22 protein-coding genes are annotated in these 25,958 nt (G+C 54.1%); 11 read left to right on the forward strand and 11 right to left on the reverse strand.

Annotated elements, in window-relative coordinates; genetic code table 11:
* Window positions 1-28: 28 nt before the first annotated feature.
* The 3 genes from IRJ17_RS23745 to IRJ17_RS23755 form a co-directional block, all read right to left on the reverse strand.
* Window positions 29-1,699 carry a peptide ABC transporter substrate-binding protein gene (locus tag IRJ17_RS23745; protein WP_217021969.1) on the reverse strand — a complete coding sequence of 557 codons (1,671 nt, stop codon included), beginning with the start codon at window positions 1,697-1,699 and terminating at the stop codon, window positions 29-31.
* A 69-nt stretch (window positions 1,700-1,768) separates the two neighbouring features.
* A complete protein-coding gene (locus tag IRJ17_RS23750) occupies window positions 1,769-2,794 on the reverse strand; it encodes an asparaginase (protein ID WP_122963232.1) in 1,026 nt (341 codons plus the stop codon).
* A 291-nt stretch (window positions 2,795-3,085) separates the two neighbouring features.
* Entirely contained in the window at window positions 3,086-4,054 is a 969-nt protein-coding gene (locus IRJ17_RS23755) for a GDP-mannose 4,6-dehydratase (RefSeq protein WP_242772072.1), read from the reverse strand.
* A gap of 227 nt (window positions 4,055-4,281) precedes the next feature.
* Between IRJ17_RS23755 and IRJ17_RS23760 the strand changes: the two genes are divergently transcribed.
* Window positions 4,282-6,030 carry a phospho-sugar mutase gene (locus IRJ17_RS23760; protein ID WP_242772074.1) on the forward strand — a complete coding sequence of 583 codons (1,749 nt, stop codon included), beginning with the start codon at window positions 4,282-4,284 and terminating at the stop codon, window positions 6,028-6,030.
* Here IRJ17_RS23760 and IRJ17_RS23765 read toward each other — a convergent pair.
* Window positions 6,027-6,743 carry a hypothetical protein gene (locus tag IRJ17_RS23765; RefSeq protein WP_242772077.1) on the reverse strand — a complete coding sequence of 239 codons (717 nt, stop codon included), beginning with the start codon at window positions 6,741-6,743 and terminating at the stop codon, window positions 6,027-6,029. The two genes, IRJ17_RS23760 and IRJ17_RS23765, sit on opposite strands and share 4 nt — an antisense overlap.
* 237 nt (window positions 6,744-6,980) lie before the next feature.
* On the opposite strand from IRJ17_RS23765, the gene IRJ17_RS23770 reads away from it, so the two are divergent.
* Genes IRJ17_RS23770 through IRJ17_RS23790 form a run of 5 tightly spaced genes read left to right on the forward strand, consistent with a single transcriptional unit; the run spans window position 6,981 to window position 12,748 of the window.
* Entirely contained in the window at window positions 6,981-7,964 is a 984-nt protein-coding gene (locus IRJ17_RS23770; protein WP_242772078.1) for a GDP-mannose 4,6-dehydratase, read from the forward strand.
* Complete coding sequence (locus IRJ17_RS23775) at window positions 7,964-9,205, forward strand: glycosyltransferase family 2 protein (RefSeq protein ID WP_173596263.1); 1,242 nt, start codon at window positions 7,964-7,966, stop codon at window positions 9,203-9,205. Before IRJ17_RS23770 ends, IRJ17_RS23775 begins: the two co-directional genes overlap by 1 nt.
* Window positions 9,206-9,236: 31 nt before the next feature.
* Window positions 9,237-10,193: a GDP-L-fucose synthase family protein gene (locus IRJ17_RS23780; protein ID WP_122963226.1), complete on the forward strand. Its 957-nt coding sequence runs from the start codon at window positions 9,237-9,239 to the stop codon at window positions 10,191-10,193.
* Window positions 10,190-11,296, forward strand: a complete 1,107-nt coding sequence (locus tag IRJ17_RS23785; RefSeq protein WP_173596262.1) for a glycosyltransferase family 4 protein — start codon at window positions 10,190-10,192, stop codon at window positions 11,294-11,296. Before IRJ17_RS23780 ends, IRJ17_RS23785 begins: the two co-directional genes overlap by 4 nt.
* Window positions 11,297-11,314: 18 nt before the next feature.
* Complete coding sequence (locus IRJ17_RS23790; RefSeq protein WP_242772080.1) at window positions 11,315-12,748, forward strand: FkbM family methyltransferase; 1,434 nt, start codon at window positions 11,315-11,317, stop codon at window positions 12,746-12,748.
* Window positions 12,749-12,852: 104 nt separating this feature from the next.
* On the opposite strand, the gene IRJ17_RS23795 is transcribed toward IRJ17_RS23790, so the two are convergent.
* From IRJ17_RS23795 to IRJ17_RS23815, 5 genes are all read right to left on the reverse strand, one after another.
* Window positions 12,853-13,752 (reverse strand): NAD-dependent epimerase/dehydratase family protein, encoded by a 900-nt coding sequence (locus tag IRJ17_RS23795; RefSeq protein WP_173596261.1) that lies wholly within the window; start codon window positions 13,750-13,752, stop codon window positions 12,853-12,855.
* A 6-nt stretch (window positions 13,753-13,758) separates the two neighbouring features.
* Window positions 13,759-14,526: a glucose-1-phosphate cytidylyltransferase gene (rfbF, locus tag IRJ17_RS23800; RefSeq protein WP_173596260.1), complete on the reverse strand. Its 768-nt coding sequence runs from the start codon at window positions 14,524-14,526 to the stop codon at window positions 13,759-13,761.
* Window positions 14,523-15,626: a CDP-glucose 4,6-dehydratase gene (rfbG, locus tag IRJ17_RS23805; RefSeq protein ID WP_242775323.1), complete on the reverse strand. Its 1,104-nt coding sequence runs from the start codon at window positions 15,624-15,626 to the stop codon at window positions 14,523-14,525. The genes rfbF and rfbG overlap by 4 nt, the downstream gene beginning before the upstream one ends.
* Window positions 15,626-16,993 (reverse strand): sugar phosphate nucleotidyltransferase, encoded by a 1,368-nt coding sequence (locus tag IRJ17_RS23810; protein ID WP_242772081.1) that lies wholly within the window; start codon window positions 16,991-16,993, stop codon window positions 15,626-15,628. The genes rfbG and IRJ17_RS23810 overlap by 1 nt, the downstream gene beginning before the upstream one ends.
* Before the next feature lie 168 nt (window positions 16,994-17,161).
* A complete protein-coding gene (locus tag IRJ17_RS23815) occupies window positions 17,162-18,010 on the reverse strand; it encodes a hypothetical protein (protein ID WP_173599789.1) in 849 nt (282 codons plus the stop codon).
* A gap of 212 nt (window positions 18,011-18,222) precedes the next feature.
* Here IRJ17_RS23815 and IRJ17_RS23820 point away from each other — a divergent pair, with 212 nt between their 5' ends.
* A complete protein-coding gene (locus IRJ17_RS23820) occupies window positions 18,223-19,071 on the forward strand; it encodes a DUF1698 domain-containing protein (RefSeq protein ID WP_173596257.1) in 849 nt (282 codons plus the stop codon).
* A 195-nt stretch (window positions 19,072-19,266) separates the two neighbouring features.
* On the forward strand, window positions 19,267-20,454 hold the full coding sequence (locus tag IRJ17_RS23825) for a glycosyltransferase family 2 protein (RefSeq protein ID WP_173596256.1): 1,188 nt from the start codon (window positions 19,267-19,269) through the stop codon (window positions 20,452-20,454).
* Between the two features lie 16 nt (window positions 20,455-20,470).
* Here the strand turns inward: IRJ17_RS23825 and IRJ17_RS23830 are convergent, their stop codons facing one another.
* Entirely contained in the window at window positions 20,471-20,815 is a 345-nt protein-coding gene (locus tag IRJ17_RS23830) for a DUF1360 domain-containing protein (RefSeq protein WP_122963219.1), read from the reverse strand.
* 94 nt (window positions 20,816-20,909) lie between these two features.
* Between IRJ17_RS23830 and IRJ17_RS23835 the strand changes: the two genes are divergently transcribed.
* The gene (locus tag IRJ17_RS23835; RefSeq protein ID WP_242772082.1) at window positions 20,910-21,986 is read left to right on the forward strand and encodes a peptidoglycan-binding protein; all 1,077 of its coding nucleotides are present in this window, start codon (window positions 20,910-20,912) and stop codon (window positions 21,984-21,986) included.
* A 60-nt stretch (window positions 21,987-22,046) separates the two neighbouring features.
* Here IRJ17_RS23835 and IRJ17_RS23840 read toward each other — a convergent pair whose 3' ends face one another.
* A complete protein-coding gene (locus tag IRJ17_RS23840) occupies window positions 22,047-23,564 on the reverse strand; it encodes a hypothetical protein (RefSeq protein ID WP_242772083.1) in 1,518 nt (505 codons plus the stop codon).
* Window positions 23,565-23,703: 139 nt separating this feature from the next.
* On the opposite strand from IRJ17_RS23840, the gene IRJ17_RS23845 reads away from it, so the two are divergent.
* Window positions 23,704-24,588: a glycosyltransferase family 2 protein gene (locus tag IRJ17_RS23845; RefSeq protein ID WP_122963216.1), complete on the forward strand. Its 885-nt coding sequence runs from the start codon at window positions 23,704-23,706 to the stop codon at window positions 24,586-24,588.
* A gap of 107 nt (window positions 24,589-24,695) precedes the next feature.
* Complete coding sequence (locus IRJ17_RS23850) at window positions 24,696-25,898, forward strand: BMQ_0737 family morphogenetic spore coat protein (protein ID WP_242772084.1); 1,203 nt, start codon at window positions 24,696-24,698, stop codon at window positions 25,896-25,898.
* Window positions 25,899-25,958: the final 60 nt, after the last annotated feature.

Here is a 25,958-nt window from a genome sequence, read left to right on the forward strand (position 1 = left end):
CCTTGCGCTCTTGTCTTCGTCTATTCTACTATTTCTTCCCGATCTCTACCCATTTGTAGTCGAGAGTTCCGACCGGATGGCGAATGATGCCCTTGATGTTTGGCTGATCCATGAACACTTTGGTGCTGAAGTAGATCGGCACCAGCGGCATGTCTTCCATAAAGATTTTTTCTGCATCGTGCATCAGCTTGAAGCGCTCGGTTTCGTTTGCGGTGTTGCGAATTTTTTCGACCAGCGCGTCGTACTCTTTGTTGCTGTAATTGATGCGGTTGCCCGGGTGATCGGTGACGAACAGCTCCAGATAGTTGACCGGATCGCCGTAGTCAGCCGGGATGGTGGAACGGGAGAATTGCAGCTTGCGGCCGCGCTGTTCTTCCAGGAACACTTTCCATTCCTTGTTCTCCAGCTTCACGTCTACCCCGAGGTTTTTCTTGTACATCTCTTGCAAAACTTGCGCGATCGCTTTGTGAGCGTCACTTGTGTTGTACGTCATGGTTACAGGCGGCAAGGTTGTCCAGCCTTCCTCTTCCATTCCTTTTTTCAGCAAAGCTTTTGCCTGCTCGATGTCGTTGTCTTTGATGAAGTCTCCGCCCTTCTCGCGGAAGTCGCCGCCTTCCGGTTCCGGGAAGCCGAATGGCACGTGCGCCAGTGCAGGAGCCTGCTTGCCTTGTACCACGTTGTCGATCAGCGTTTGGCGGTCGATCGCCAGCGCAAACGCTTTGCGGATGTTGGCGTTCGTAAACGGAGGCATCTGCGTGTTCATCCGGTAGTAGTAAATCGCCGCTTCGGATTCTACTTTGGCCTCTCCGGAATCGATCAGCTTTTTCTTCAAGTCGTTCGGTACGGTCTGGATCATGTCCAGTTGTGCGGTGGAGTACATTTGATACTGTGTATTTTCGTCGTTGACCATCACCCAGTCGATTCCGGCAAATTTGACGGAGTCCCGATCCCAGTAGCCGTCGTTTTTCACGAGTTTGACAGATTGGTCATGCACCCAGTCTTCCATTTTGAAAGGACCGTTTGTGACGATGCTCGACGCATTTTCTGCCCACTTCGGATTGCTTTCCACCACTTTTTTATTCACGGGGAAGAACGTAGGCTGCGTGATGATGTGCAGGAAAAAGCCTGCTGGCGCCTTGAGATGTACTTCCAGCGTCTTTTCATCGACCGCTTTTACCTTCACGCCGTCTGCGGTGCCGGTTCCTTTGTTGAACTCCTCTGCTCCATCGATGTAGTAGGCGAGGAAAGCGGACGGGAACGCGTTGTTCGGATCGACGATGCGCTTGAAAGCAAATTCAAAGTCTTGCGCCGTTACCGGATCGCCATTGGACCACTTGCTGTCGCGCAGCGTAAAGGTGTACGTTTTTCCATCCTCGCTCACCGACCATTTTTCCGCCATGGCAGGCTGCGGCTTGTGGTCTTTGTCGAGACGGGCCAAACCTTCCATCGTCGCATTCAGCACCTCATTGGACGTGCTGTCAAAGCCTTTTGGCGGATCGAGGGACGGTGGCTCGGTCTTCAGGTTGAGCTTCAGTCTTGCTGCCGGATCTGCTTGTCCACCAGAGTCGCCTGCTGGCTGTCCGGCTGGTGTTCCCTCGCCTTGCTTCGTCGGAGCAGCCGACTGGCTACATCCTGTCACGGCCAAAACCGCGACCAGGGCGGCAGTGCTGAGCAGCTTCCATCCTTTGTGCAACTTCATTTTTTTGTGACCCCCTTCTTCTTTTGAAAAAATCTTTATAGATAAACGGCAACGAAAGGTAGCTGCCGCTTATACCCCCAGTGACACGCTCGTTTGCGTCAGCAAAAACGGCGTTTCGATCCGGCCTACGACGCTATTGCTCATGTTGGTGATCGGCGGGTTTGTGTATTGTGCCAACACTTCCAGCGGGCCGTCTGTACCGATCCCGAGTTGGCGCAGCACCTCGTTTACGACCGGATTGATGGCGCGTGGCCCGCCGTCCTCGATCTTCACTGCGATACCCAGCCCTGTTTTTCTGTCACCCAGACAGTAGACAGACTCAGCGCCCGCCTTGCCCACGATGCGCCCGGCAAAAGCATTCATCAGATCGGTGCAGTAGCGATTTTCGCCCCCGACCATTTCCGGATGAGCCGTCATCGCTTCTGTAATTCTCTCTACCGCTTTGCGGCGCTCCGGCTTCGCGATCACTTCCGGGCGAACGAGCTTGGCAAAAGCCCAGGCGAAGTTCGCGAGCGGCAGTTGATGAACAGGCACTCCGCAACCGTCTGTTCCCAGGTTGATCTTCTCTTTTGGATAGCCTGTAATGTCTTCCACGACATCGAGAATCCGCTGCTGCACCGGATGCTCTGGCAGGTGATAGGTGGCGACCTCTTCTCCCATGTACGTCGCGGTTGCAATCATGCCCGAATGCTTACCGGAGCAGTTGGAAAATACGGGTGTAAGCGGTTTCCCCTGACGGATCAGCTCTTTGTAGCTCTCCTCGTGACGCGGCACGTGCGTCCCGCATTGCAAGGTCGCTTCCGGTTGACCCGCACGTTCCAGCATCGAAAGCGCGCGCGTGCGATGGCGCGGCTCCCCGCTATGGGAGGCGCAGCAAAGCGACAGATCGGCAGGCTCAAATCCGTAATGATCAGCGGCGCCTGTCTCCACGACCGGAATCGCCTGCAACGGCTTCATGCTTGAACGGGCATAGGTCATTCGGTGTGGATCTCCGAATGCATACAGCAAAGTTCCGGAAGCATCCACAACGGCGATATGACCAAGGTGCGAGCTTTCCACCTGTTCTCCCCGGTATACGTTGGCAACTACATTCATAGCAAAGTCTCCTTTTGACGCGATAGTTGAAATGTTTGTACTTTTCTCAAAAGCAAGTTGCGTGCCAACCACTGGCAAGGCAGGGTTAAAACCGAATTTTCTGCAAGTTTATCGCTGTAGCGAGTGAAAAAGCGGGGAGCAGCAGAGGGTAACTGGTTGTTACACAAGGTTTAATAGGTTGTTTTTAATCATAAATAGGTTAACTCGTTTTTGCCCAAACAAAAAAACACCCCTTTTCTTTTGCGCTTCCAGAAATAGGGTGTCACTAATGATTTTCTCGCTGCTGTTTCGCTACTCTTTTGCCACGCGCTGCATATCGGCTTCCACCATCATATGAATCAGCTCGACCAGCTTTGTTTTCGGCGTCCAGCCCAGCTCCCGCTTCGCCTTTTCCGGATTTCCCAGCAAGACGTCCACTTCTGCGGGGCGGTACAGCTTCGGATCAATTACCAAGTAATCCTGATAATTCAAGCCGACGTAGTCAAAGGCGATTTTGCACATGTCCTCGACGGTTGACGTTTTTCCGGTCGCAATGACAAAGTCATCCGGCTTCTCCTGCTGGAGCATGAGCCACATCGCCTCCACGAAGTCGCCTGCGAAGCCCCAGTCCCGTTTGGCCGCTATATTGCCGAGCCGCAGCTCTTTTTGTTTGTTCGCGGCGATTCTCGCCACAGCGTCGGTTACTTTTCGGGTGACAAATTCAAGCCCGCGCAACGGCGATTCATGGTTGAACAAAATGCCGTTGCAGCTATACATCTGGAAGCTTTCCCGGTAGTTTTTCGTCATCCAGTAGCCGAACAGCTTGGATACCGCATACGGACTGCGCGGATAAAACGGGGTTTGCTCCGATTGCTGCGGCTCCTGGATCAGTCCGTACAGCTCGCTTGAGGAAGCTTGATACATTTTGATCGCGGGATTCGTCTCGCGAATGGCCTCCAGCACATGCAAAACACCCATCCCGGTCGATTGCGCCGTCAAGACGGGCTGCTCCCACGATGAGCCGACAAAGCTTTGCGCCGCCAAATGATACAGCTCATCCGGCTTCACGCTTTTGAGCGCCCTGGTCAAAGACGACAAATCCAAAATATCGCCGTCCTTGTACTCGATTTCATCGGCAATGCCCAAATACTCCAGCCGCCAGCGATCCACAGTGCTGCGGCGCGGCACAAGTCCTGCCACGCGATAGCCTTTGTCCAGCAAAAACTTCGCCAAATACGCACCGTCCTGCCCGGTTATTCCTGTAAGGAAAGCTGTTTTCATGCGTCACCTCTCCCCTGGCCTGATCCAATCCCAATCGTTAAAAGCATATGCCACCCTGCGCGCATTCGTTCAAAAACAGGGCTGGACGCTTGCAGCAACTTCGTTTTTCGCATGTGCCTCCGCCCTGTCTCTTGCGAATGATCTTTTGCTCCTCCCTCACTTCCCGCCCTTTTCCTTAATACGCTAAGAAAGAGGCAAGACTTTTTTGACGGGAAGTGAGGTTTGGCATGCAGATGGATTGGCACAAGCATTATACGCGCTGGAAGCAATACACAGACCTGGACCCGCAGCTTCAGCGCCACCTGGAGCAACTGGAAGGCGACGAGCAAAAGCTGGAAGACTGCTTTTACAAGCCGATTGCCTTCGGTACAGGTGGCATGCGCGGGGTCATGGAGCCGGGGATCAACCGGATTAACCTTTATACGATTCGCAAGGCTGCCGCAGGGCTGGCCCTGCATTTGCTGGAGCAACATTCGGCTGCGGCCCAGCTTGCGGTCGTCATCGCCTACGACTCGCGCAACGATTCGTACACCTTCGCACTGGAAACGGCAAAAGTTCTCGGTTATTACGGCGTTTCCGCATGTTTGTTCGAGAATTTGTGTCCGACGCCGCTCTTGTCTTTTGCCGTTCGGCATCTGGGAGCTGCCGCAGGCGTCGTCATCACGGCGAGCCACAACCCGCCGGAGTACAACGGCTTCAAAATATACGGATCAGACGGAGGACAAATTCCGCCGCAAGCTGCCGACCGGATTTTTGCCCAAATGGAACAAGCCGGAGATGAGCTGCAAATCGGAACGCGTGAAGTGAATGAGCTGTTGGACAGCGGTCTGTTGCGAATGTTGGGCGACGAAGTATTTACCGCCTATATGGCCTGCCAAAAACAGCTTCGCTCCCCTGCCGCTTCCGCCATCGTCGCTGCCCACCAGCCGCGCATCGTCTTTTCTCCGCTGCACGGCACGACGCTTGTACCGATTGCGCAAGGACTGCAATCGCTAGGCTTTGAGCAGGTAAAGGTCGTTCAGGAGCAGGCGGAGCCAGATCCTTTGTTTTCTACCGTCTCCACCCCCAATCCGGAAGAGCCGGAAAGCTTTCGATTTGCCTTGAAGAACGCTCGCAAAAAAGGCGCCGACTTGATCATCTGTACAGACCCGGATGGAGACAGGCTCGGGGTAGCCATCAGGACGGGCCCTAACCAGCATGTCATCCTGAACGGAAATCAGGCGGGCGTCTTGCTTTTGGACTATATTTTGGCGCAAGAAAAGCTTGCCGGAACGCTCCCGGCCCACGCTGCCGTCGTGAAAACGATCGTCACCTCGGAAATGGTTCGCGCGATCGCCGCTGATTACGGTGTGGCTACAATCGACACCTTGACCGGATTCAAGTACATCGGGGAAAAAATCGAGGAATTTGCGCAAAGCGGAGCGCATCACTTTTTGTTTGGACTGGAAGAAAGCTGCGGGTATTTGCGCGGTGATTTCGTCCGGGACAAAGACGCCGTCCAGGCCGCTTTTTTGCTGGCGGACGCCTGCGCGTTCCAGCTGTCGCAAGGCTCAAGCCTCCACCAGCGTTTGCAGGAGCTGTACGCCAAGCACGGCACTTTCCGGGAAGAGCTGATCTCGATTACGTATCCGGGAAAAGACGGCATGCAAACCATGACAGCGATCCTCGCTGCCTTGCGCGACAGGCCGCTGACAACTGTCGCGGGCGATGCGGTGACCTCCATCGAGGACTACTTGACTGGCGAACGTCGGCTGCAAGCGACAAACGAGTCACAGCCTTTGGCGCTGCCAGCAAGCGATGTCTTGAAGTTCATCATGGGCGACCATGCCTGGTTTTGCATCCGTCCATCCGGTACGGAACCGAAGATGAAGCTGTATTTTGGGGTCAGGGACGTCTCGGAAAGTGCAGCCTTGACTGCCCTTGCGAACATGAAAAAAGCGGTGCTCGACTATTTGCAGCAGCTGTTGCCCGCCTAGATTTCCAGGTAGGGGCCATTTCCACGCGGGTGGCCCCCGCCATCAGGGCCGTAGCTTGGCGGATGGTACGCCTCTTGTGGAGTTCGCTCCACAAAGCGTGCCAGACCCAACAGCTCCCGGCGGACAAAGAAGGCGTTGACTCCACGCGAATCGGTGCCGATCAGCGCATAGCCGAGCTTTTTCCCAAGTTCGGCAAGCGATGTCAGGCTCGCTCCGAAATAGGTTGTTCCGTTCCATGCAAAGGAAGGATCGTACGCTACGACCATCTTTTGCGGTGGCGGAAAAGAAGCGTTGTATTCGATGATCACCACTCGCGGCTTGTAGGCAGCCAGCGCTTGCCAGACCCAATAGTCGATCCCGTCCAGATCGATCGAGAGCAAATCAAACTGTGCCGGAACGCGAAATTGGGCAAACAACGAGGCGATATTTTCTCTGGTAATGAACGCCTGATGGGTGGCAACCTGAGGGAGCGCGGCATAGTTCTGCTGCAAATAGATGTATTTGAGCGGGTGTCCCTCGATCAACACTCCCGACCATTGGTGCGCGTACGCCAGGTTTCGAGACAGGCACTCCACGCCCCCCTCGACTCCAAATTCAACAAAAAATCGATTCGTTGTCCCGATCCGCGAAAACAACTCCTCGATCATGCCATCTTCACCATTTTGCGAGAAAACACGCTTTTCATAGAGATTGATGGAGTCCATTCGGTTCATCGCCCCTCCTTCTTTCGTTCTCTTTTCTCCATCGTATTTGCCGTATGCGCGAAAGGCGTAGTCATCTGCTCCCCTTTGGCGAGAAAAAGGCGTGCCGCACTTTCCCTGTACATAAAAAGACATTCGCCGTGCCAGTATCCGCATGTTCTTACTATATATAAAGCAACTGCTTTCTTTTTTTGGAAACGGTTTTGCCTGCTGCTGCAAAAAAACATCACGAGCAAGGGGGGAAGCCTCTTGAAAGTTTTGATTACAGGCATTACCGGGTTTGCCGGCAGCCATTTGGCAGAATATCTGCTCTCGCGCGGCGATGTCGAAATCTATGGAACTTACCGGGCTCGCAGCCGAATGGACCATATCGCCCACATCGCGGATCAGCTTCATCTCGTGGAATGCGAACTACAAGACCCCGCAGCCGTCGCCCAAATGATTGCCCGAATCAAGCCGGCACATATTTACCATCTCGCTGCCCAAAGCTTTGTCCCCGCTTCGTGGACTTCGCCCGCCGACACGATGATGAACAATATCGTCAGCCAGCTGCACATTTTCGAAGCGATCCGGGCAGCTGATATTCCGTGCAAAATACAGGTGGCATGCTCCAGCGAGGAATACGGCCTCGTCTACCCTGACGAACTGCCAGTGCGGGAGACAAACCCGCTGCGGCCGCAGAGTCCTTATGCCGTGAGCAAAATCGCCCAAGATTTTCTCGGCTACCAGTATTATCAAAGCTACGGACTTTCCATTGTTCGCACGCGTACTTTTAACCATACAGGGCCGCGGCGGGGAGAGCGCTTTGCCACCTCCAATTTCGCCAAACAAATTGCCCAAATCGAGCTTGGCTTGCAGCCGCCGCACGTCCATGTCGGAAACTTGCAAGCGCGACGTGACTTTACAGATGTGCGCGATGTCGTCAAAGCGTATTGGCTCGCGCTGGAACGGGGAGTGCCCGGGAGCGTCTACAACATCTCTTCGGGGAACACGCGAACGATTGAAGAAGTATTGCATACCCTCCTGTCCTTCACTTCCGCACCTGTGCAGATTCTCGTCGATCCCAAGCGGCTGCGCCCCTCCGACGTAGAGGTACTGCTCGGCGACGCCAGCGCTTTTTGCACGCAAACGGGCTGGCAGCCGGAAATTCCTTTTCACCAGACGATGCACGACTTACTTCAATATTGGCGAGACACTTTGCAAGCACAAGCCGGGGAAAAGGAGGGCAGTTGATGGGATCGCAGAACTTGCCGCTAGTCAGTATCATTACGCCTTCCTTCAATCAGGCCGCCTTTATCAGGCAAACGATCGAGAGTGTGCGCAGCCAGGACTATCCGAACATCGAACACATCGTCGTCGACGGCGGTTCCACAGACGGGACTTTGGAGATTTTGCAGGAATACGCCCATGAAAAACAGCGCTTCCGCTTCGTTTCCGAGCCTGACCGGGGCCAGTCGCACGCCATCAACAAAGGCTTGGCACTGGCAAAAGGCCAGATCATCGGCTGGCTGAACTCGGATGACAAGTATTTGAATGGCGCTGTCGGCAAAGCCATCTATGCGCTGCAAACCAACCCGCAATGGTCGATGGTGTACGGGAACGCCCTGCACATCAACGCCGAGGACAAGATTACCAGCGTCTACCCGACAAAGCCGTTTTCCCGCCAGGCCCTGTTTCTGTTTTGCATCATTTGCCAACCGACTGCCTTCATCCGCAAAGAAGTCTTTCAAGCTGTCGGCGGTGTGGACGAAAACTTGCACTATTGCATGGACTACGACTTGTGGATGCGCCTGTCCAAAACGCACCAGGTCGGCTACATTCACGATTTTCTCGCTGCCTCCCGCCTGCATGCAGCCTGCAAGTCCGTCGCGCTGGAGGTCGATCTCGGACTGCCGGAAATATTGCTGGCCAGCGTCCGGCACTTCGGCACCGTCGCCAATCACTGGCTGTATCATTTTCTTACGCACTATCCGAACAAAGGCGTGTTCTGGTATCTCGATCTGTTCAAAAGTCATCGGGTCTTCGGAAATACTCCCCTGCTCGTGGACAGCAATCGCCATGCTTCCTTCTGGGTCCCGCCGCGCTACCGGATGCATCTGTACGTCGATCCGGCCCAGCCGATGCATGCTCTGGTCATCAAAGGCATCAATACGTTATTCAACCAGCCTGTTCACGTCCACGTCATGGTCGATCAAGTGCCGACCGCTCATCACGTCATTCCGGCCGGTCACTTTGAAACGAGCATCGTATTCCCAGTTACTACGCCAAATGCCGTCGTCGAGCTGGTGTGCAGCAGGCAGCAAATTTTGCCGGAAACAGAAATGGCGGCAAGCATCGGCACGGTCAGCTTCCAGGTGCAAAACGCGATGCCGCTCTCTGCCCAGGAATACCACTTTTACTTGGAATACAAAAAAAATCCTCGGGATGTCGCCAACTGGTTGTTGAAAAACAGGCAGCCAGTCCCTTCGCTGTGACCACATTCGCGTAAAGGAAGGTGTTGCTTTCATGAATCTGTCGGACAAACGAATCGTCGTTACCGGCGGAGCAGGTTTCCTGGGAAAGCATGTGCTCAGCCAGCTGCAAGCCCAGCAATGCCAGCATGTGTTCGTCCCGAGAAGCCGCGACTTTGATCTGCGCAAAGAAAACGACATCGTCTTGATGCTGCATACTTACGCACCGGACATCATTATCCACCTCGCCGCCGTCGTAGGGGGCATCGGCGCCAACCAGAAAAATCCCGGCAAATTTTTTTACGACAACCTGATCATGGGCACGCAGTTGATCGAGCAAGCGAGACTGTTTGGCGTGAAAAAGTTTGTCGCCATCGGAACGATTTGCTCTTATCCCAAGTTCGCACCCGTCCCTTTTCTGGAGGAAGACCTGTGGAACGGCTACCCGGAAGAGACGAACGCTCCGTACGGTTTGGCGAAAAAAATGATGCTGGTGCAGTCTCAGGCGTATCGTGAGCAGTACGGCTTCAATTCGATTTTCTTGCTGCCCGTCAACCTGTACGGCCCTCACGACAATTTCGATCTCGAATCTTCGCACGTCATCCCGGCGATCATCCGCAAATGCCTGGAGGCCAAAGCCGCCAAACAGGACGAGATCGTTCTCTGGGGCACCGGGAACGTCACCCGCGAATTTATTTATGTACAGGACGCTGCCCGCGCCATTGTGCTGGCGACCGAGAAATACGATTCCTCCGATCCGGTCAATATCGGCTCCGGTGAAGAAATGACCATTGCCGAGCTGGCCAGTACGATTCAAAAGCTGTGCGGGTACGAAGGACGGATTGTCTGGGACGCCAGCAAGCCTGACGGACAGCCGCGCCGCAAGCTGGCAACAGACAAAGCGAGGGACGCTTTTGGCTTTACGGCAACCACTCCGCTTCTCGCAGGCTTGCAGCAAACGATTGACTGGTATCGCCAGCACAGACGCGATGACGAGGTGAAGGCTCCGTGAAAATCGGTGTAAATCTGCTCGCCTGTATCCCTGGAAAAATCGGCGGCATGGAACAGTACGTGCGGAATTTGCTGGCGTACTCGATTCAAAACAAGGACAACGACCAATGGTTCCTGTTTTTGACCAAGACGAATTACCACACCTTTCCCAACCATCCGAAAATCCAAAAAGTGATGATGCACGAGCACATAGACGCGCACAAGCAGTTCCACGCCTGGATTCGCGCGCTTGCGCTCGATCTGTGGTTCTGCCCGCTCCTGGTGCTGAATCCGATCGATGCTCCCATCCCGAGCGTGATCAACATCCCGGACATTCAGCATGAATTTTACCCGCAGTTTTTTGACGAGAACTCGCTGCAATGGCGCAAGGCGACTTACCAATCGTCCGCGCTGAAGACAAACGCCGTCTTGACGTTGTCCGAGTATTCCCGGGAGAGCATCATTACCAAGTTCGGGATTCCGAAGCATCGCGTACATGCGATCCATCTCGATTCTGCCCATGAATTTACGCTCCCGTACAACGAATCCGTCAATCAGCGGGTGCGGCAAAAGTATCGGCTGCCCGCTCATTACGGCTATTATCCTGCGAATACGTGGTGGCACAAAAATCACGTTTCGCTCTTGCAGGCGCTCGCTTATTTGCGCGATGCACACCAGTTGAAAATTCATATGGTGTTCACCGGAGCCCCCCAGGAAGCACACAACCAGGTTCTGGCGACGATCCGTGAGCACCAGTTGTCCGATCAAATTACGTGGCTGGACTACATTCCGCAGGAAGAGATGCCGTATTTGTTTCGCAACGCCAACTTTCTCTGCTTCCCGTCCCTGTTCGAAGGCTTCGGGATTCCGCTGGTGGAAGCGATGCGAACCGAGCTGCCGATCATTTGCTCCAACAACGGCAGCATCCCGGAAATCGTCGGAGATGCTGCGCTTACTTTCGATCCGATTTCTCCGGAAGACATCGCCCGCAAAATGGTCGAGGTGCAAAACCAGTCTGTGCGCTCGGACCTCATCGCCAAAGGATTGCGGCAAGCGGCACAGTTTTCCTGGTCCAAATGCGCCAGGGAAACGCTCGCGATTCTGCATCAGGTCGCAGGAAAATAACCGAAAGAGGAAAGGAGCATGCTCATGTCACGCATGGACGAAATCAGGCGGGTTTGGCAACAGGAGTTGCGCATTCCGTTTCCGCTCACCGCTCAGGAAGCGTGGGATTTTTGGCTGCTGGAATCGCCGCCTTACGAGGTGAAAACGACAGCTGTCGCCCAATACGGAAAAAAGCACCAAATCAACACGCTGATTGAAACCGGCACGTATCGCGGTTACATGGTGGATACCCAGAAGGCTGTTTTTCAACGAATTTATTCGATCGAGCTTGACCTTGCACTGTACACGGCAGCCAAAACGCATTTCGCCGCCGACGCCCATGTATCCATCTTGCACGGCGACAGCGGCACAGTGCTTCCCCAACTGCTCGCATCGATTGACGAACCTTGCCTGTTCTGGCTGGACGGACACTACATCCCGCTGTCAACCGAGTCTGCCAAAGGCAATCTCGATACGCCGATTTTGGCCGAACTGGCCGCCATCTTGTCCCATCCCGTGCCGAATCACGTCATCCTGATTGACGACGCCCGCTGCTTCATCGGCTCCAATCCGCTGTTAAAAGACTATCCGACCATCGCCGAGCTGAAACAGTACGTGGCTACCCTGCGGCCCGATCTGCACTTCGAAGTGAAGGACGACATCATCCGCATTCATCCGCCGATTGCCCATGATCCGCAAAAGACGGTCACCTTCCGTCTGCCTTTTGACGAAAAATCGTTTTTGGTCCACGGCAGCAGTTCAGACCAGAGCGTCCTGTACTACATCGAAATGGCAAACGGCCTCTACGAGGAGTACGTGCTTAACGTGCTGAAGCGGGTCGTGAAGCCAGATTCCATCTGTCTCGACATCGGGGCGAACCTCGGAACGATTTCGCTTGCGCTCAGTCATCTCGCACCGCAGGGCAAGGTGTACGCGTTTGAGCCATCTTCCGTCAACCTCGCCTTCTTGCATCAGACTTTGCAGGATAATGGGATCGGCAATGTAGAGCCTGTTCCGCTCGGCGTATTCGACCGCAACGGCATCATCGAGTTTTGCGAGGTCGATCGCGGCGGCGGCTGGTCGTTCATCGCCAGCGAAGCGACTTCTGCTGCTACCAACACGATTTCGTGCACGCGTCTGGACGACTGGGTCGCTGCTCATAACCTGTCCCGGATCGACTTGATCAAGCTCGACGTGGAAGGCTCGGAGATTCAGGTGCTGCAAGGCGGGCAGGAAACATTCAAAGCCTTCGATCCCGATCTGGTGATCGAATTTAATCCCGACAACCTGCGCGGCTATTTCGGCAAGGACCCCAACGAGCTGTTCCTGCGCCTGTTCGCGCTGTACAAAAACATCTACTTGATTAAACGGGAAGGCGGGCTGCTCCCGATCCACTCCTATCCCCAACTGTTGGAGGCCATCAGGCCGTTTCACGGCGATTTGTTTTGCACGAACAAAACGGCCCTGCTGTAATCCACGCCAGCCTCGTCAGCCGCAACAAAAAAATGCCCGGCTGCGCCGTCCCGAATGAAGGGAGCGCAGCCGGGCTGTTTTGTTGTTCGTTCGCTGTTTTTGTGTTAATCCGCGGCTTCCTTTTGCAAGATCAGCTTCAATCCTTGCTCCAGGGAAACGCGCGCTTGCCAGCCGAGTGCGCCGAGTTTGCCCGTATCGGCTTGCGAGCACATCAGCTCCCCCTCTCGCTGGGCGAATGCTCCGAATTGCAGCACCGCCGTCGAACGAGTCAGCGAATGAATTTTTTCGACCAATTCACGTACCGCCGTCGCTTTGCCCGTTCCCACCTGGAACTCGGCGTATTCGGCTGGCAAGGACGACTTTTCCCGCAGCAAAAGCAAGTACGCTGCCACGACATCCTCTACATATACAAAGTCGCGCTTCTGCTCCCCGGAAGTGAGCGCGAGCTGTGCCCCATCCCGAAGACACTGGCTGATTACGTACGGGATGAATTTGTCAGACTGGTCGAACGGCCCGTATACGTGCTCCAGCCGCATGTTGGCAAACGTCAGCCCGTACTTTTTGGCTATGTACGCCCCCCATTCCGCAAACTGCTTTTTCGTCAGGTGATAGCCTGCCAAATGCGGCGCTCCTTGTGCAAGGGAATCGCGGGAAAACGTATCCGTATTCACAAACAGCCTGGTGCCCTGCTCACAACAAAGCTGGAGGAGCCGAAGCGGGAACAAGACGTTGGCTTCCAGCAGTCCCACGTCTGACTCCCCTCTCCGGCCGTAAGCGGTTGCGGCATGAATGACGGCATCAAAAGGCCCTTGCTCGGCAAAGAGCCGGTACACGCTCGCTTCCTCATCTGCATCGTACGCGATCATCTCGCTGGCGATGTCCGCAAGCCTTGCGCAATCGGACGAGCTGCGTTTGACGATGACCAGCCGATGCGAAGCTTGCACCAATGCCCGCGCCAGATGGCTGCCGAGAAATCCGGTCGCTCCCGTAAGCAAAATGTTCATGCTCTGCTACCTCCACTCCGCCTTTCCGCTTTTCCACAGCGACTCCAGGTAATTTTTGTCGCGCATCGTGTCCATCGGCTGCCAAAATCCGCTGTGCCGATAGGCTGCGAGCTTGCCGCTTTGCGCCAGTCGTTCCAGCGGCGCTTGCTCAAAAACAGTCGCATCATCGCCCAGATAGGAAAACACCTCTGGCTGCAACACGAAAAATCCGGCATTGATCCAACCGCCATCGCCGCTCGGCTTTTCCTGGAAGCCTTTCACCTGGCCGTCTGCTTCCAGATCGAGCGCGCCAAACCTTCCTGGCGGCTGCACGGCCGTAATCGTCGCCAGCTTGCCGTGTGACTGATGGAACGCAACGAGAGCGGCAATATCGATATTTCCCACCCCGTCTCCATACGTAAGCATGAACGGCTCCTCGCCGACGAATGGCTGGATTCGCTTGATCCTGCCGCCTGTCATCGTATCCTTGCCCGTATCGATCAGCGTCACCTTCCACGGGTCCTGGCAGCGATTGTGCAAAATCATCTCGTTCCCGCGGCGAAAGTCAAACGTGACATCCGACTGGTGCAAAAAGTAGTGGGCGAAATATTCCTTGATCATGTAGCCTTTGTAGCCGAGGCAAATAATGAAATCGTTGTACCCGTACTTGGAGTAGATGGACATGATATGGCAAATGATCGGCTTTTCCCCGATCTCAATCAGGGGCTTCGGCCTAAGCTGCGATTCTTCTCCGATCCGCGTTCCGTATCCGCCAGCCAAGATAACGACTTTCATGAAGCCCCCTCCTTTCCGTATTGATCGATGTGCGCAAAACAGACTTGCCGCATGTCGGCTTGTTGCTGGTAGGCTCTTGTCCACTCCACGATGCGATCCAATGCCTGCTCGATCGTCCAGTGCGGACGCCAGCCCAGCTTTTCCCGCGCTTGCGAGCTGTCGAGCCTGAGGTACGTCGTCTCGTGAAAAGAAGCTCGCTCGTCAACCTCGTAAGTCGCCTGCTTTCCCCATTTTTGGCACAGACGCGCAGCCAGCCATTCCACGCTTTTGGCGTCGTTGGCATCCGGCCCGAAATTCCAGCTACAGGAGTAGCGTGGACTATCCCCATACAACCTTTGCGCCAGCAGCAAATACCCGTGCAGCGACTCCAAAACGTGTTGCCAAGGGCGAACCGCTTGCGGATGGCGAAGCTGCATCGGCTGGTCAGCGAGCAAACTCTGCAGCAGATCAGGAATCAACCGCCCGGGTGTGAAATCGCCGCCACCGATGACGTTGCCTGCGCGTGCTGTTGCAAGTCCGATCGGAGGCAAGTCTTGGGCCTGCCCGTCCTGCTGAAAAAAAGCGGCGCGGTAACAGGCGGTCACCATTTCAGCGCACGCCTTGCTATTGGAATACGGGTCGTGCCCGCCCAGCGTGTCCACCTCCCGATACCCCCAGGGCCACTCCTTGTTTTCGTAGCATTTGTCTGTCGTGACATTGACCAGCGCGCGGATGGGAATACCTGCATTTCTCGCCAGGCGAACGGCTTCCAGCAAATAAACCGTTCCCATGACGTTCGTCTCATAAGTGGCGACAGGTTCCTGATAGGACAGGCCAACCAGAGGCTGTGCCGCCATATGGATGACGATATCCGGTTTTGCTTGCAAAAGCGCCGTTTGCAGCTGCTGACTGTCGCGAATGTCGCCTGACACGGAGTTGATCAAGGAATCGATGCGGCACAGCTCAAACAGGCTGGGATGGGTCGGCGGAGCCAGCGCATATCCGGTCACCTGCGCCCCCAAACGATGCAGCAACAGGCACATCCACGAGCCTTTGAAGCCCGTATGTCCTGTCAGGAACACTCTTTTTCCTTGCCAAAAGGCAGCGTCTGGTCGCATCATCATTCACTGACCATTTCCACGATGTCATTCCAGTCCATGCCCAGCCGGACGATGTCCTCTTCGACCAGCTTGCTGCCCATCTGCACCTCGATAATGTCGAGGTCGCTGATCGCTTTGATCGCATGCTTGGCTCCGACAGGAATTTCCACCACATCGCCAGGCTTGACGATCATCAAGCGATCATTCAGGACAAACTCCCCTTCTCCCTCCACTATCATCCACACCTCGCTGCGAAAGTGATGGTATTGATAGCTCAAATTTTTTCCGGCGTGGAGGTGGAGCTGCTTGGTCAACACCTCGACCTTTTCATTCATTTTCTGAAACTGCAAGACGTGGTACCAGCCCCAGCGCCGCTCCTCGAACATCGGCCGCTGCGACCAATCGCTTGCAATATCCTTGACCTTGTGGCTTTTGCCCTTCGCTGCGACCAGGATGCCATCCGGGCTGGCGGCGACGACGAGGTCGGATACGCCAATTGCGACGATCGGCAAATCCAGTTCATTAATGACATGCGTATTCGTGCTTTCCTCCAGATGCACGCGCCCCACTGAGCTGTCGCTCATTTCCTCGGTCAGCGTGTTCCATGTGCCAAGGTCCTTCCAATCGCCTGCGTACGGCACAACGACGACATGCTTGGCTTTTTCGACAACCTCGTAATCAAAACTGATTTTCGGCAATGCCGTATAGCGCGCAACCAGCTGATCGTAGTCCGTCGGCAGTTGTTTCTTTTGCAGCTCTTGCAGCATATAGCCCAGGCGAAACGCAAATACGCCGCAATTCCACAGGGCGCCTTGCGCAATCAACTGGGAAGCTGTTTCCACAGAAGGCTTTTCTGTAAAGCGCGCGACCTGCAAAAAGCTGCCAGACTCGTTGTCGGCTTGCACCGGAATGACGTATCCATACTTGGTGGAAGGGTACGTCGGCTTGACTCCCATCAAGGCGAGGTCGGCCCCTGACTGCTGTATGACCGTTTCCAGTCCTTTCAACTTTTGAAAAAAGTGATCCTCCACAAAAGAGTCGACAGGCATCACAGTCACGACCTCGTCTGGCCCCAGTTGTTTGACGCTGTGCAAATAACTGGCGATCAGCGCGATGGCGGGAAACGTATCCCTTTTTTGCGGCTCCAGAATCAGCGGCACATCCGCTCCCAGCTGGCTGTATATGAGATCTACCTGCGATTGACTCGTTGAGATATAAGCCATGTCCTCAAACTGATTGGCAGCAAGCTGCCTCCATACCCGCTGAACCATGGATTCCGGTTCGCTTTCCCCATTGCGAATCAGCTTCAAAAACTGCTTGGAGCGAACATCGTTGGAGAGCGGCCACAGTCTTTTGCCCGAACCGCCCGATAGCAACACCAGTTTCATCCAGGCCACCTCTGTCCGTTAAACTTCATGCATGAATCATCATATGAAAAGTTGATAGAGGGTGACTGTTTGGTACGCGAAAATGGTCGATTCTCCCGCCTTTTGGAAAACCGGCAATCACTAGCCTAGTAGACAAATACCCCGACGCGATTCGCCGGGGCATGAGCTTCAGTTCTGTATGGTCCATTGGGACGATGCATAGTCGTAATAATGAACGCCGGGTTGCCTGGGGATATGGGGGAGCCAGAAATCTTTCATGTAGCTTTTGGCCGTAAGCCCCTGGAAATGCAACGAATTTAGCCGCTTGAGGGCACCGCTGGCCTGATCCTTGCAGTAGAGCTGTCCGTCGATGGCGTACACTTTTTTCTTGCCCGAAAGACTCTCTGCCCACCGCGGGCGGTTAATATTTTCGTCGAAGAAGCTGTCGCCGAACGTTCCATGCGTATGCGCCTGGCCGGAGTAAGAACGGAAATAAAGCAGGCACAGCACCATGTCCGACACCAGCGGAACCCCTTCGATCACCTGGTCAAGCTCGATCGTTTTTTGCACGAGCAGCCGGAACATCTGCGGATTCACAAAGTATTGCATCGTCAAATTGCAGAAACGATCCAGCGTATCCAAGCCTACGAAACTTGTCCACGCAAACTCCATGGAAAACGCCCGGTATTCCGGCTTGTTGACCTGGGTGTAGAGCATCACGTCCGAATCGAGGTAAAAGCAGCCTTGTATCCGGTTTTTGCGCATGAAGTCGCGGAGAATAAACCAGCGCTGAAAGCAGAACAAATTATATTCGTAGCTCATGACATGCATGTGCTGATACACCTTGGCGAACATCTGCGCTGTCTGCATATACGAATCCATCATGACATGCATGGCGCCGGACGAGGCGTATTTCCGGTTAGCCTCCCTGCCGAGCAAGTAAACGGGAGAGCGGGGATTGCTCATCTTGGCTTGCCGCAAACTGTAGGCTAAATAATCCTCATCGTCCCTGTGCATGAAAATGATAGGCAAGGTCATTGGCGCACCCTCCTGTACATTCCTTTTCCTCCACCGTATGCTTTTCGGATCGTGCCGGAAACGGCCACTGCTTGTACCGGACGCCTAAATCCGCCGCCATGCGCCTGAGAATGGGGGATTACACCCGTTTCCCGACATCTGCGGCGTTCATATCGTAATGTAGCATGATCGCATTTTGCCTAGACACCGATTCTTCTGAAGGAGGGACATGAGTGGGAGGAACATGGACAGACAGTGAAATTTTGGCGGAGATTGCCAAGCGCACCTGGTACCATAAAATTCAGTTGCGTCCCGGGATCGCAACTCCTGGCCTGAAAATTTTGGAGCCACTTTGGGACAGTACGCGCAAATCCAGAGCGCACATCAATTACGCAGGGAAACGGGTGCTGGACATTGCCAGCTTCGACGGAATGTGGGCGTTTGAAGCAGAAAAGCTCGGAGCCTCGCTCGTCGTCGCCACCGACTGCATGCAGCCGCTGTACTCCAACTTTGAACTGTGCAAAGACATTCTCGAAAGCAAGGTTCTTCCGCTGTATAACATTTCTCCCTACAACTTGTGGGAAGGTTTGAAAGTGCTGCTGATGGACGATTTCTCCGCTCCGTTGCCGTTCCCGCAGCAAATTCGCCACAACCTGTTCGATATCGTTCAGCATACCGGACTGCTCTACCACGTCCGCGATCCTTTGTGGACGCTGTCGCAAGCGCGCAGTGTGATCAAGACTGGCGGACATCTGCTGTTGGAGACGGCTTGCATCCTCGACGACAACGAATCAAGAATGATCTTCAACGGCCCTCCGGGAAATATGAACAGAATCTACCACGATATAACGACCTACTGGGTGCCTTCGATCAGATGCTTGCGGGAGATGCTCGCCAGCACGCTTTTCGAAGTATTGCCGCAAAGCATCACAACCGTCAACTCCGGGACCAAAAACGACTACCCGATCGGCCGCGTCACGATGGTTGCGCGGGCCATCAGCGGGCGGGAAACAGCTGCCGATTCGTACGCGGAACTGCTGCGCATTTACCGCAACCCGGGTCTGGTGCCGGACTATTTGTAAGGTAAGCACAATCTCGCCATGTGCGTCTATCAAGGTGTGCGCTCCCTCCTGCAAGCGAGGGCGCCACACCTTTTTGCTATGGGAATCTGTCAAAATAAGAAACGTATCCCGATGCCAAATCCGGTTCTTGTACATATGGTATTGCAGGCGTGCCATTTCTTTTTTGCGCTGACTTTTTGAAAAGGAGTGACAGAAATGTCTAGCGGGCAGCTGCCTCTCGTCAGTATCGTAACCCCCTCCTTCAACCAGGCCAGATTCATTCGCGAAACGATCAACAGCGTGCTGCTCCAGGACTACCCGAACCTGGAAATGCTCGTGATCGACGGCGGTTCGACGGATGGAACACTCGCCATTTTGCAGGAATACGCCAGTGCGGACAGCCGCTTCCGATATATTTCCGAACCGGACAACGGACAATCCCATGCGCTCAACAAAGGTTTTGCCATGGCGCAAGGAACCATCATCGGCTGGCTCAACTCGGACGACACCTATCTTCCCGGAGCGATTCGCAAGGCTGTCCACGCTTTATTGCAGCATCCGGCTTGGGGAATGGTTCATGGAAAATGTCAGGTCATCAATGAACATAGCCAGGCAGTCAATACGTTTCCCTCCTCGCACGCCGATGCCAAACAGCTTTACTACACGTGCTGCATCTGCCAGCCCGCCGCGTTTATTCGCCGCAATGTCATCACCCACATGAAGGGCGTGGACGAAAAGCTGAACTTTTGCATGGACTACGAGCTTTGGATGCGCATCGCCAAATTTCATCAAATTGGCTTTGTTCCGGAGTTTTTCGCCAATGCCCGCATCCACGCCACCTGCAAATCGACGACGCAGTGGCATTCGGTCGGAATCCCGGAAGTGTTCAAATCGCTCGCCAAGCACTATTCGAGCATCCCGAGCGGCTGGATCTCGCACGTCTCGCAATATCGGGGGATGGGCGTAATTGACTTGCTGAAAATATTCAAGTCGTTTCCTTCCAACTCCACACATGTCACCAGCACGAACCGCTTCCCGGACACATGGGCGCCTCCCGTCTTGCGCACGATCATTCAGTCTGACCCTGACAAGCCGGCACATATTTTGCTGATCAAAGGCAAAATTCCCGGTGCGCCAGCGAAGCTGCCCAAACCTTTTCAACTGACCGCTCTCGTCAACGGAGCTCGGGCCAAGTCTTTCACCGTCGAAAAGTCGCAGTTCGCCCTGGAAATCCCGCTCGACCCGCGAACAAACGTGCATCGCGTAGACATCGCTTCTTCCTTGACGGCCCCGGCGACCGTCCCGCATCTGCAAAACAAGCTGGTCGGAGGTTATCAGGCCGAGGAAGTGATCCCGCTGTCTCATGATGAATTTGTTGTGTATCAAGCTTTTTCGCGAGCCTAAAGACCCTGCGCATGCTTCACATGTACAGCCTCGTCTCCAGAACAGCCGCCGCCCCTGCAATCGCCAGCAGCAACAAGATGGGATAGGCGGCTGGTACATACGCGTAGACCGCCACTGTCGCCACAGCTACCCAAATGCCCGTGCACCAGTGGCAACTGAGCAATTCGCCAAAAAAGCGGCGGATTTTTCCCCCTTTAAAACGATACTGCCGGTTCATTTGTCCGGTCGCGTCTGCCTCGTACACGACGGTAAAAAACGGGTTGCGAAGAAACGACGTGATCTCGTCATACACAATCAAATGGGTGAGGCGAAAGCTGGCCAGCACGAGAATGACCAGGTCAATCCACGAGATGCCAAACATCGAATTTTCCCTCTTTCCAATATTTTGTGGTTTCTTTCCCAAAACAATATCGGGTACCATTGGAGGGCGACAAACCAGAGAAAGGCGTGATGACATGAATCGCAACATTTCGAAGATTGCAGCTATCCTTTCCCTGTCCGTCACCTTCACCATGATCGGACAACCTGCATTTGCAAAAACAACATTTACCCCTCTGAAAAAGGGGATGAATAATGCACGCGTGCTCGAAGTGGAGAAAATGCTCGATGCCCTGCATTTTGACCACAAGCTGAAAGTAGACAAGCTCTATACCGTCGACACCGTGTACAACGTCAAGCAATTCCAGAAAAAGTACAAGCTCAAGCAAACGGGAATTGTGAACAAAGCGACTTACGACAAGCTGAACAAAGTGTACAAGGCGCAAAAGACAAAACCGGCTCCCAAACCGGAGACGCCAAGCAAGCCTGCCGAACCAGCTGTCACCCTGAAGCTCGGCTCTACAGGTGAGCGCGTCAAAGATTTGCAAGCCATGCTCGCCAACCTCGGCTACAAGGTGACTGCGACAGGCACTTATGATGACTCTACCCGTTTTGCCGTCATGCTGTTTCAATCCCGCAACAAGCAGACTTTGACCGGGGAAGCCGACGCGAAAACGTACAAGGCGATTGAGGAACAGTACAAGAACAACAAGAACAATCCGAAGCCAACTCCGACACCAACGCCAGCCCCGACACCGCCTGTGACGCCAACACAGCCGGAAAAACCGCAAAACCCGGGCACTGGCACGACCGTTCCTTTGCCAGCCGATTTGACTGCTGACGAAAAGGAAATGGTCCAGTTGGTCAATCAGGAGCGCACGAGCCGCGGACTCGCGCCGTACCAGGTCGATATGCAACTGGTCAAAGTAGCGCGAGTCAAAGCCCAGGAGATGGTGACCAAAGGCTACTTCAGCCACACTTCTCCGACGTACGGTTCGCCTTTCCAGATGATGGACACCTTTGGTATCAATTATATGGCGGCAGCTGAAAACATTGCCCAAAATCCGTCGGTGAGCGGTGCCCATCAAATGTTCATGAACTCTTCGGGCCACAAGACCAACATCCTCAGCCCTACGTATGACTATGTGGGAATCGCTGTAGTCAATGGCGGCCCTTACGGAAAAACGTTCGTCCAAATGTTTTTGAAAAAGTAAGCTCGCTGAATGTAAAAGCCATCATTTCGCTATCGAAATGGTGGCTTTTTTTGCCTATGCCTAGAACGAAACAGCAATCCGGTTGTTCGCCGAAAAATGCACGGATTGGTCGTTGCAGAGAACGACTCCTTCTACAACGATCGCCTTGCCCGAATCCTGCTTCAAAAAAGATACCTGGAAATTTTGAAAAGCTTCCGCTGACTGCGGCGGGATCGCGACAGGCTGGATCGGAGCAATCCAGTATTCGCCGCGTTCCATCGCTTGGGTAAACCAGTCGTCATCAAGATACCGCCAGCCTTTCAAGCCGTTGCTGCCTTGCACAGCCAATGTCTCGACCAGCCGCGGCGGCAAAATTTGCCCGCCCATCTTGATCGAGTCGGCTGGGCTTACCCGCAGGCAAACGATCGGATTGTACAGCACCTCTGTTCCCGTGTTTTTGACTTGCAAAGTGCCTATTAGCAAATACGGTTTTTCATTGGAGTCTGAGTGAATCAATGTATAGTCAAAAAACACTTCTGCCGCTGTGCGCGCTTCTACAGCCTGTTCCTGTTCCTCTGTTTGTTCGGGAGCTGCTTCTTCTATATGGAGGACGGCTGCGTGCGGTTCCTGTGGTTGCTCTCGCTCCTGCGATGCGACTACCTCTTCTGCCAGGTGTGCAGCAGCTTCCTGCTCTTGCTGAACCACTTGCTCTGCCTGCGGCTGTTCCGCCTTTTGCAGGCTGGCTACTGCTGTCTGTTCCTCCTGAACGTCTAGCGCCGCCTGTGCGGTCATGACTGGCGCCTCTGCTTGCTCCTCGCCAGCTTCGCTCTCGATTTGCTCGCAATCGTGCTCATCTGCCTGGTCAAGCAGCTCCTCCACTTCTGCAAGCAATTCCTCATCGTCGCTTGTGCTTGTGGTCAGCTGACTTTGCTCGGACGACCAGACGCTGGAGTAGAACAGCTTCAATATGTTCGGGGGAAGGTAAGCAAGCGGCTGAATGTGCAAGCCGTTTTGAAAATATTCCAAAATGCCCGAAGCGAGATAGAAAGCTATTTTTTCGCCGTAAGCTTTTCTTTTGTACACTTCCGTGTGAATCGGAATTTGCAACTGGATATGCACGATTCCGCCCGCTTGTTTGGGCGCTTTGCTCGCTTTTTGCTGGCACGCTATCCCCGTCTGCTTCAGTTCTTGCTGCAAGCAGCGGATCAGCTCTCTCTGCCGCTCATTTTCGTGCGGATATAAAACCAGCCGCGGCTTTTCCAGCAAGCGCAGTTCCTTCATGCTGAAGCGGATCGCAACATCCGTATTTTTCGCCAGGCTGAGGTTGTTTTTCGTCAGCACCACTTCCATTCCATAATCAGAAACGAAGCGCTGCACTTTCCCCAACACATCCCACTCGTAGGCAGTTTCCGTCGTTTGGCCGCCTGTAAAAAGAACGCATACTTTCCCTTTCAGGCCCGAATCGAGATCGATCCGCTTCTGTTTCGGGTCCCATTTCAATTGAAATCCGTTTTGCTTGCAAAACAATCGAAAAGCAGGCAGAGCCGCATACGGCATGGTCCCGCCACGCTGCCCGCTGTAATATACCTCGACGTCCATCCTTTTCACTCCTCACGACACGATCTAGACTCTCCGCGATATTGTATGAATGCCTAGTGCCAAGAGTGAGCAAATTTGGCAGCGGGCGTTCCCTCCCCTGACGTGCGGCATACCATGGCTACTAGAAAGGAGTGGTCATATGTCCGTCGAGCAACCGCCATTGGTCTCTATTATCATCCCTGTCAAAAACGAAGGAGACAATGTGCGCACAACGATTACTTCTCTCGTCAATGCGAGAACCAATATGACCTATGAAGTCATCGTGGTCGACGATGCTTCTACTGATAATGGCTGTCATTTTTTGCGCAATCAGGAAAACCCGTCAAACATCAAGCTGATCACGACAGAAGGGATCGGAGCAGCCGCCGCGAGAAATTTGGGCGTCGATCACGCGCAGGGCAGGTTTTTGATCTTTTGCGATGCGCACCTCGCTTTTGAAAATTTCTGGATCGATCGCATGCTGGAGCTGATCCTCACCAAAAAAGCGGACGGCGTCGCACCGGGGATCGCCTCCATGACAGAGCCGCACAAAATCGGCTACGGCCAAAAGCTTGATCAAAAGCTGGGCGTCGTCTGGTATCCGAATCCGCAGCGGCCTGCTCCGATTGCGATTTTGCCAGGGGGCTGCTTTATTGTCACGCGGGAAGCTTTCATGAAGGTCGGCGGATTCGATCGCGGGTTCCGCGTGTGGGGCTTTGAAGACATCGAGTTTTCCATCAAAATGTGGCTGTTCGGCTTCACCTGCTTTGTCCACCCTTCCGTGAAAATTCGCCATCTGTTCAGGCAAACTCATCCTTATACAGTGGTGCATGAGCACATCTACTACAATATGCTGCGGATGGCGTACAGCCATTTTAGCGAACAGCGGATTGAAGCCACGAAGAAGCTCATCGTGTACGCAAATGCCAGCGAAATCGAAGACGACGTGCTGACCTCTGGAGCAGCTGCCCAGCGCATCCGCTACCTCGCCCAGAGAAAACGCGATGACAACTGGTTTTTCCAACAATTTCAAATCCCGTTTTAATCCGTCTTTCACCTAAAAAATGGGCATTCGTTGACAAGCAAATTTCCCCTTGCCCACATAGTATGTAACTGCAAAGCAAATCCCCTAGGAAAGGAAGGATTCTTACGGTGAAACATCCTGTGAAGCCCATTATGGGTCGCCAGCTCCCTACACCAACACCGACCGCTACTCCTCCTACTCCGAACAACCTTCAGGAAGAGTGCATTCGCGTTCAAAAGGTGTACGACTGGGTCGTTCTTGCTAACAGCTACCGGAACAAGATTGCCCTTCCCGACGATTGTCGAGCACTTGTGGACGCAGCTATTCGTGCAGGGCAAGATATTTCCATCTCGTGCGTAGAGCCTGTATCTCCTGGCCCTAGCTGCAGCGTCGTCAGCATTCGCCGCGAAAACATCACAGTCAACGGCACAACCGTCCGCGTAGGTGTTGTCCGCTTCGTGTTCAGCGCCACTGTTATCGTGCGCGTTTTCGCAGACGGAACGCCACTCTGCGAATTTACGACAACGGTACAGTTCGATCAGGAGGTCGTACTGTGCTTGCCTGAACCGCTTGACGAAGACAACATCGTTTGCCGAATCAGCGCCCTGGAATGCAGCCCTACCGGCAACGTACTCCTCGGCGGCATGGTTCAGCTGGATGTCATTGTGTGCGTGGAAATCCAGGTAGAAGCGGAAGTCAAACTCGAAGTGCTCGCCAAATTCTGCTCGCCGCGTCCTAACAACATTCCTGTACCGTCGCCAACGCCTTCTTTCCGTTGCCCGCCGATCACATTCCCGCCACAATGCCCGCCAATCTTCCCAGTTCGCAACTGCGATTGCCAGGCGTCCGTAAACGCACTGATCCCGAACGTATCGATCAGCATCGGTATCCCACTCGAAGTCGCAGTCGGTACAGTCCAGCTCATCGCCGATATCTGCCCAAGCTGCGATCCATCCAGCAGCTCGTTCACCTTTAATTTCTTCGATACAGTCTTGACTGACCTGTTGGGCGACCAAAGCTTCAGCTTCTCGCCTACCTCGATCAGTTCGCCTACGTGCATTACCGTGCTGCCAGGTCTGGATCTGATCACTGGTCTGGTCGTATCCGGTACCGGCGTGAGAACCTTCACAGCAACCGGAGCGCAAGAGTTCATGACCTACTCCTTGACTCTGGCCGAAACAGCACTCGGTCTGCCAGACGTGATCATCCTGACACTGACAGATGCAAACGGCATCCTCGTCTTCTCTGCCAACCTCACCATCGTTCCCGACGAGCAATTGCTGGTGCGCGATTGCGTCACATTCGGAGACATCGTCATCACCACGCCGTAAGCTTCCTGCTTCCTGCAAACCATATTGGTGTTTCCACCGGGAGAAGACTTTGTCTTCTCC

It is taken from the genome of Brevibacillus parabrevis (assembly GCF_022701015.1).
In the GTDB taxonomy this organism is placed as follows: Bacteria; Bacillota; Bacilli; order Brevibacillales; family Brevibacillaceae; genus Brevibacillus; species Brevibacillus parabrevis.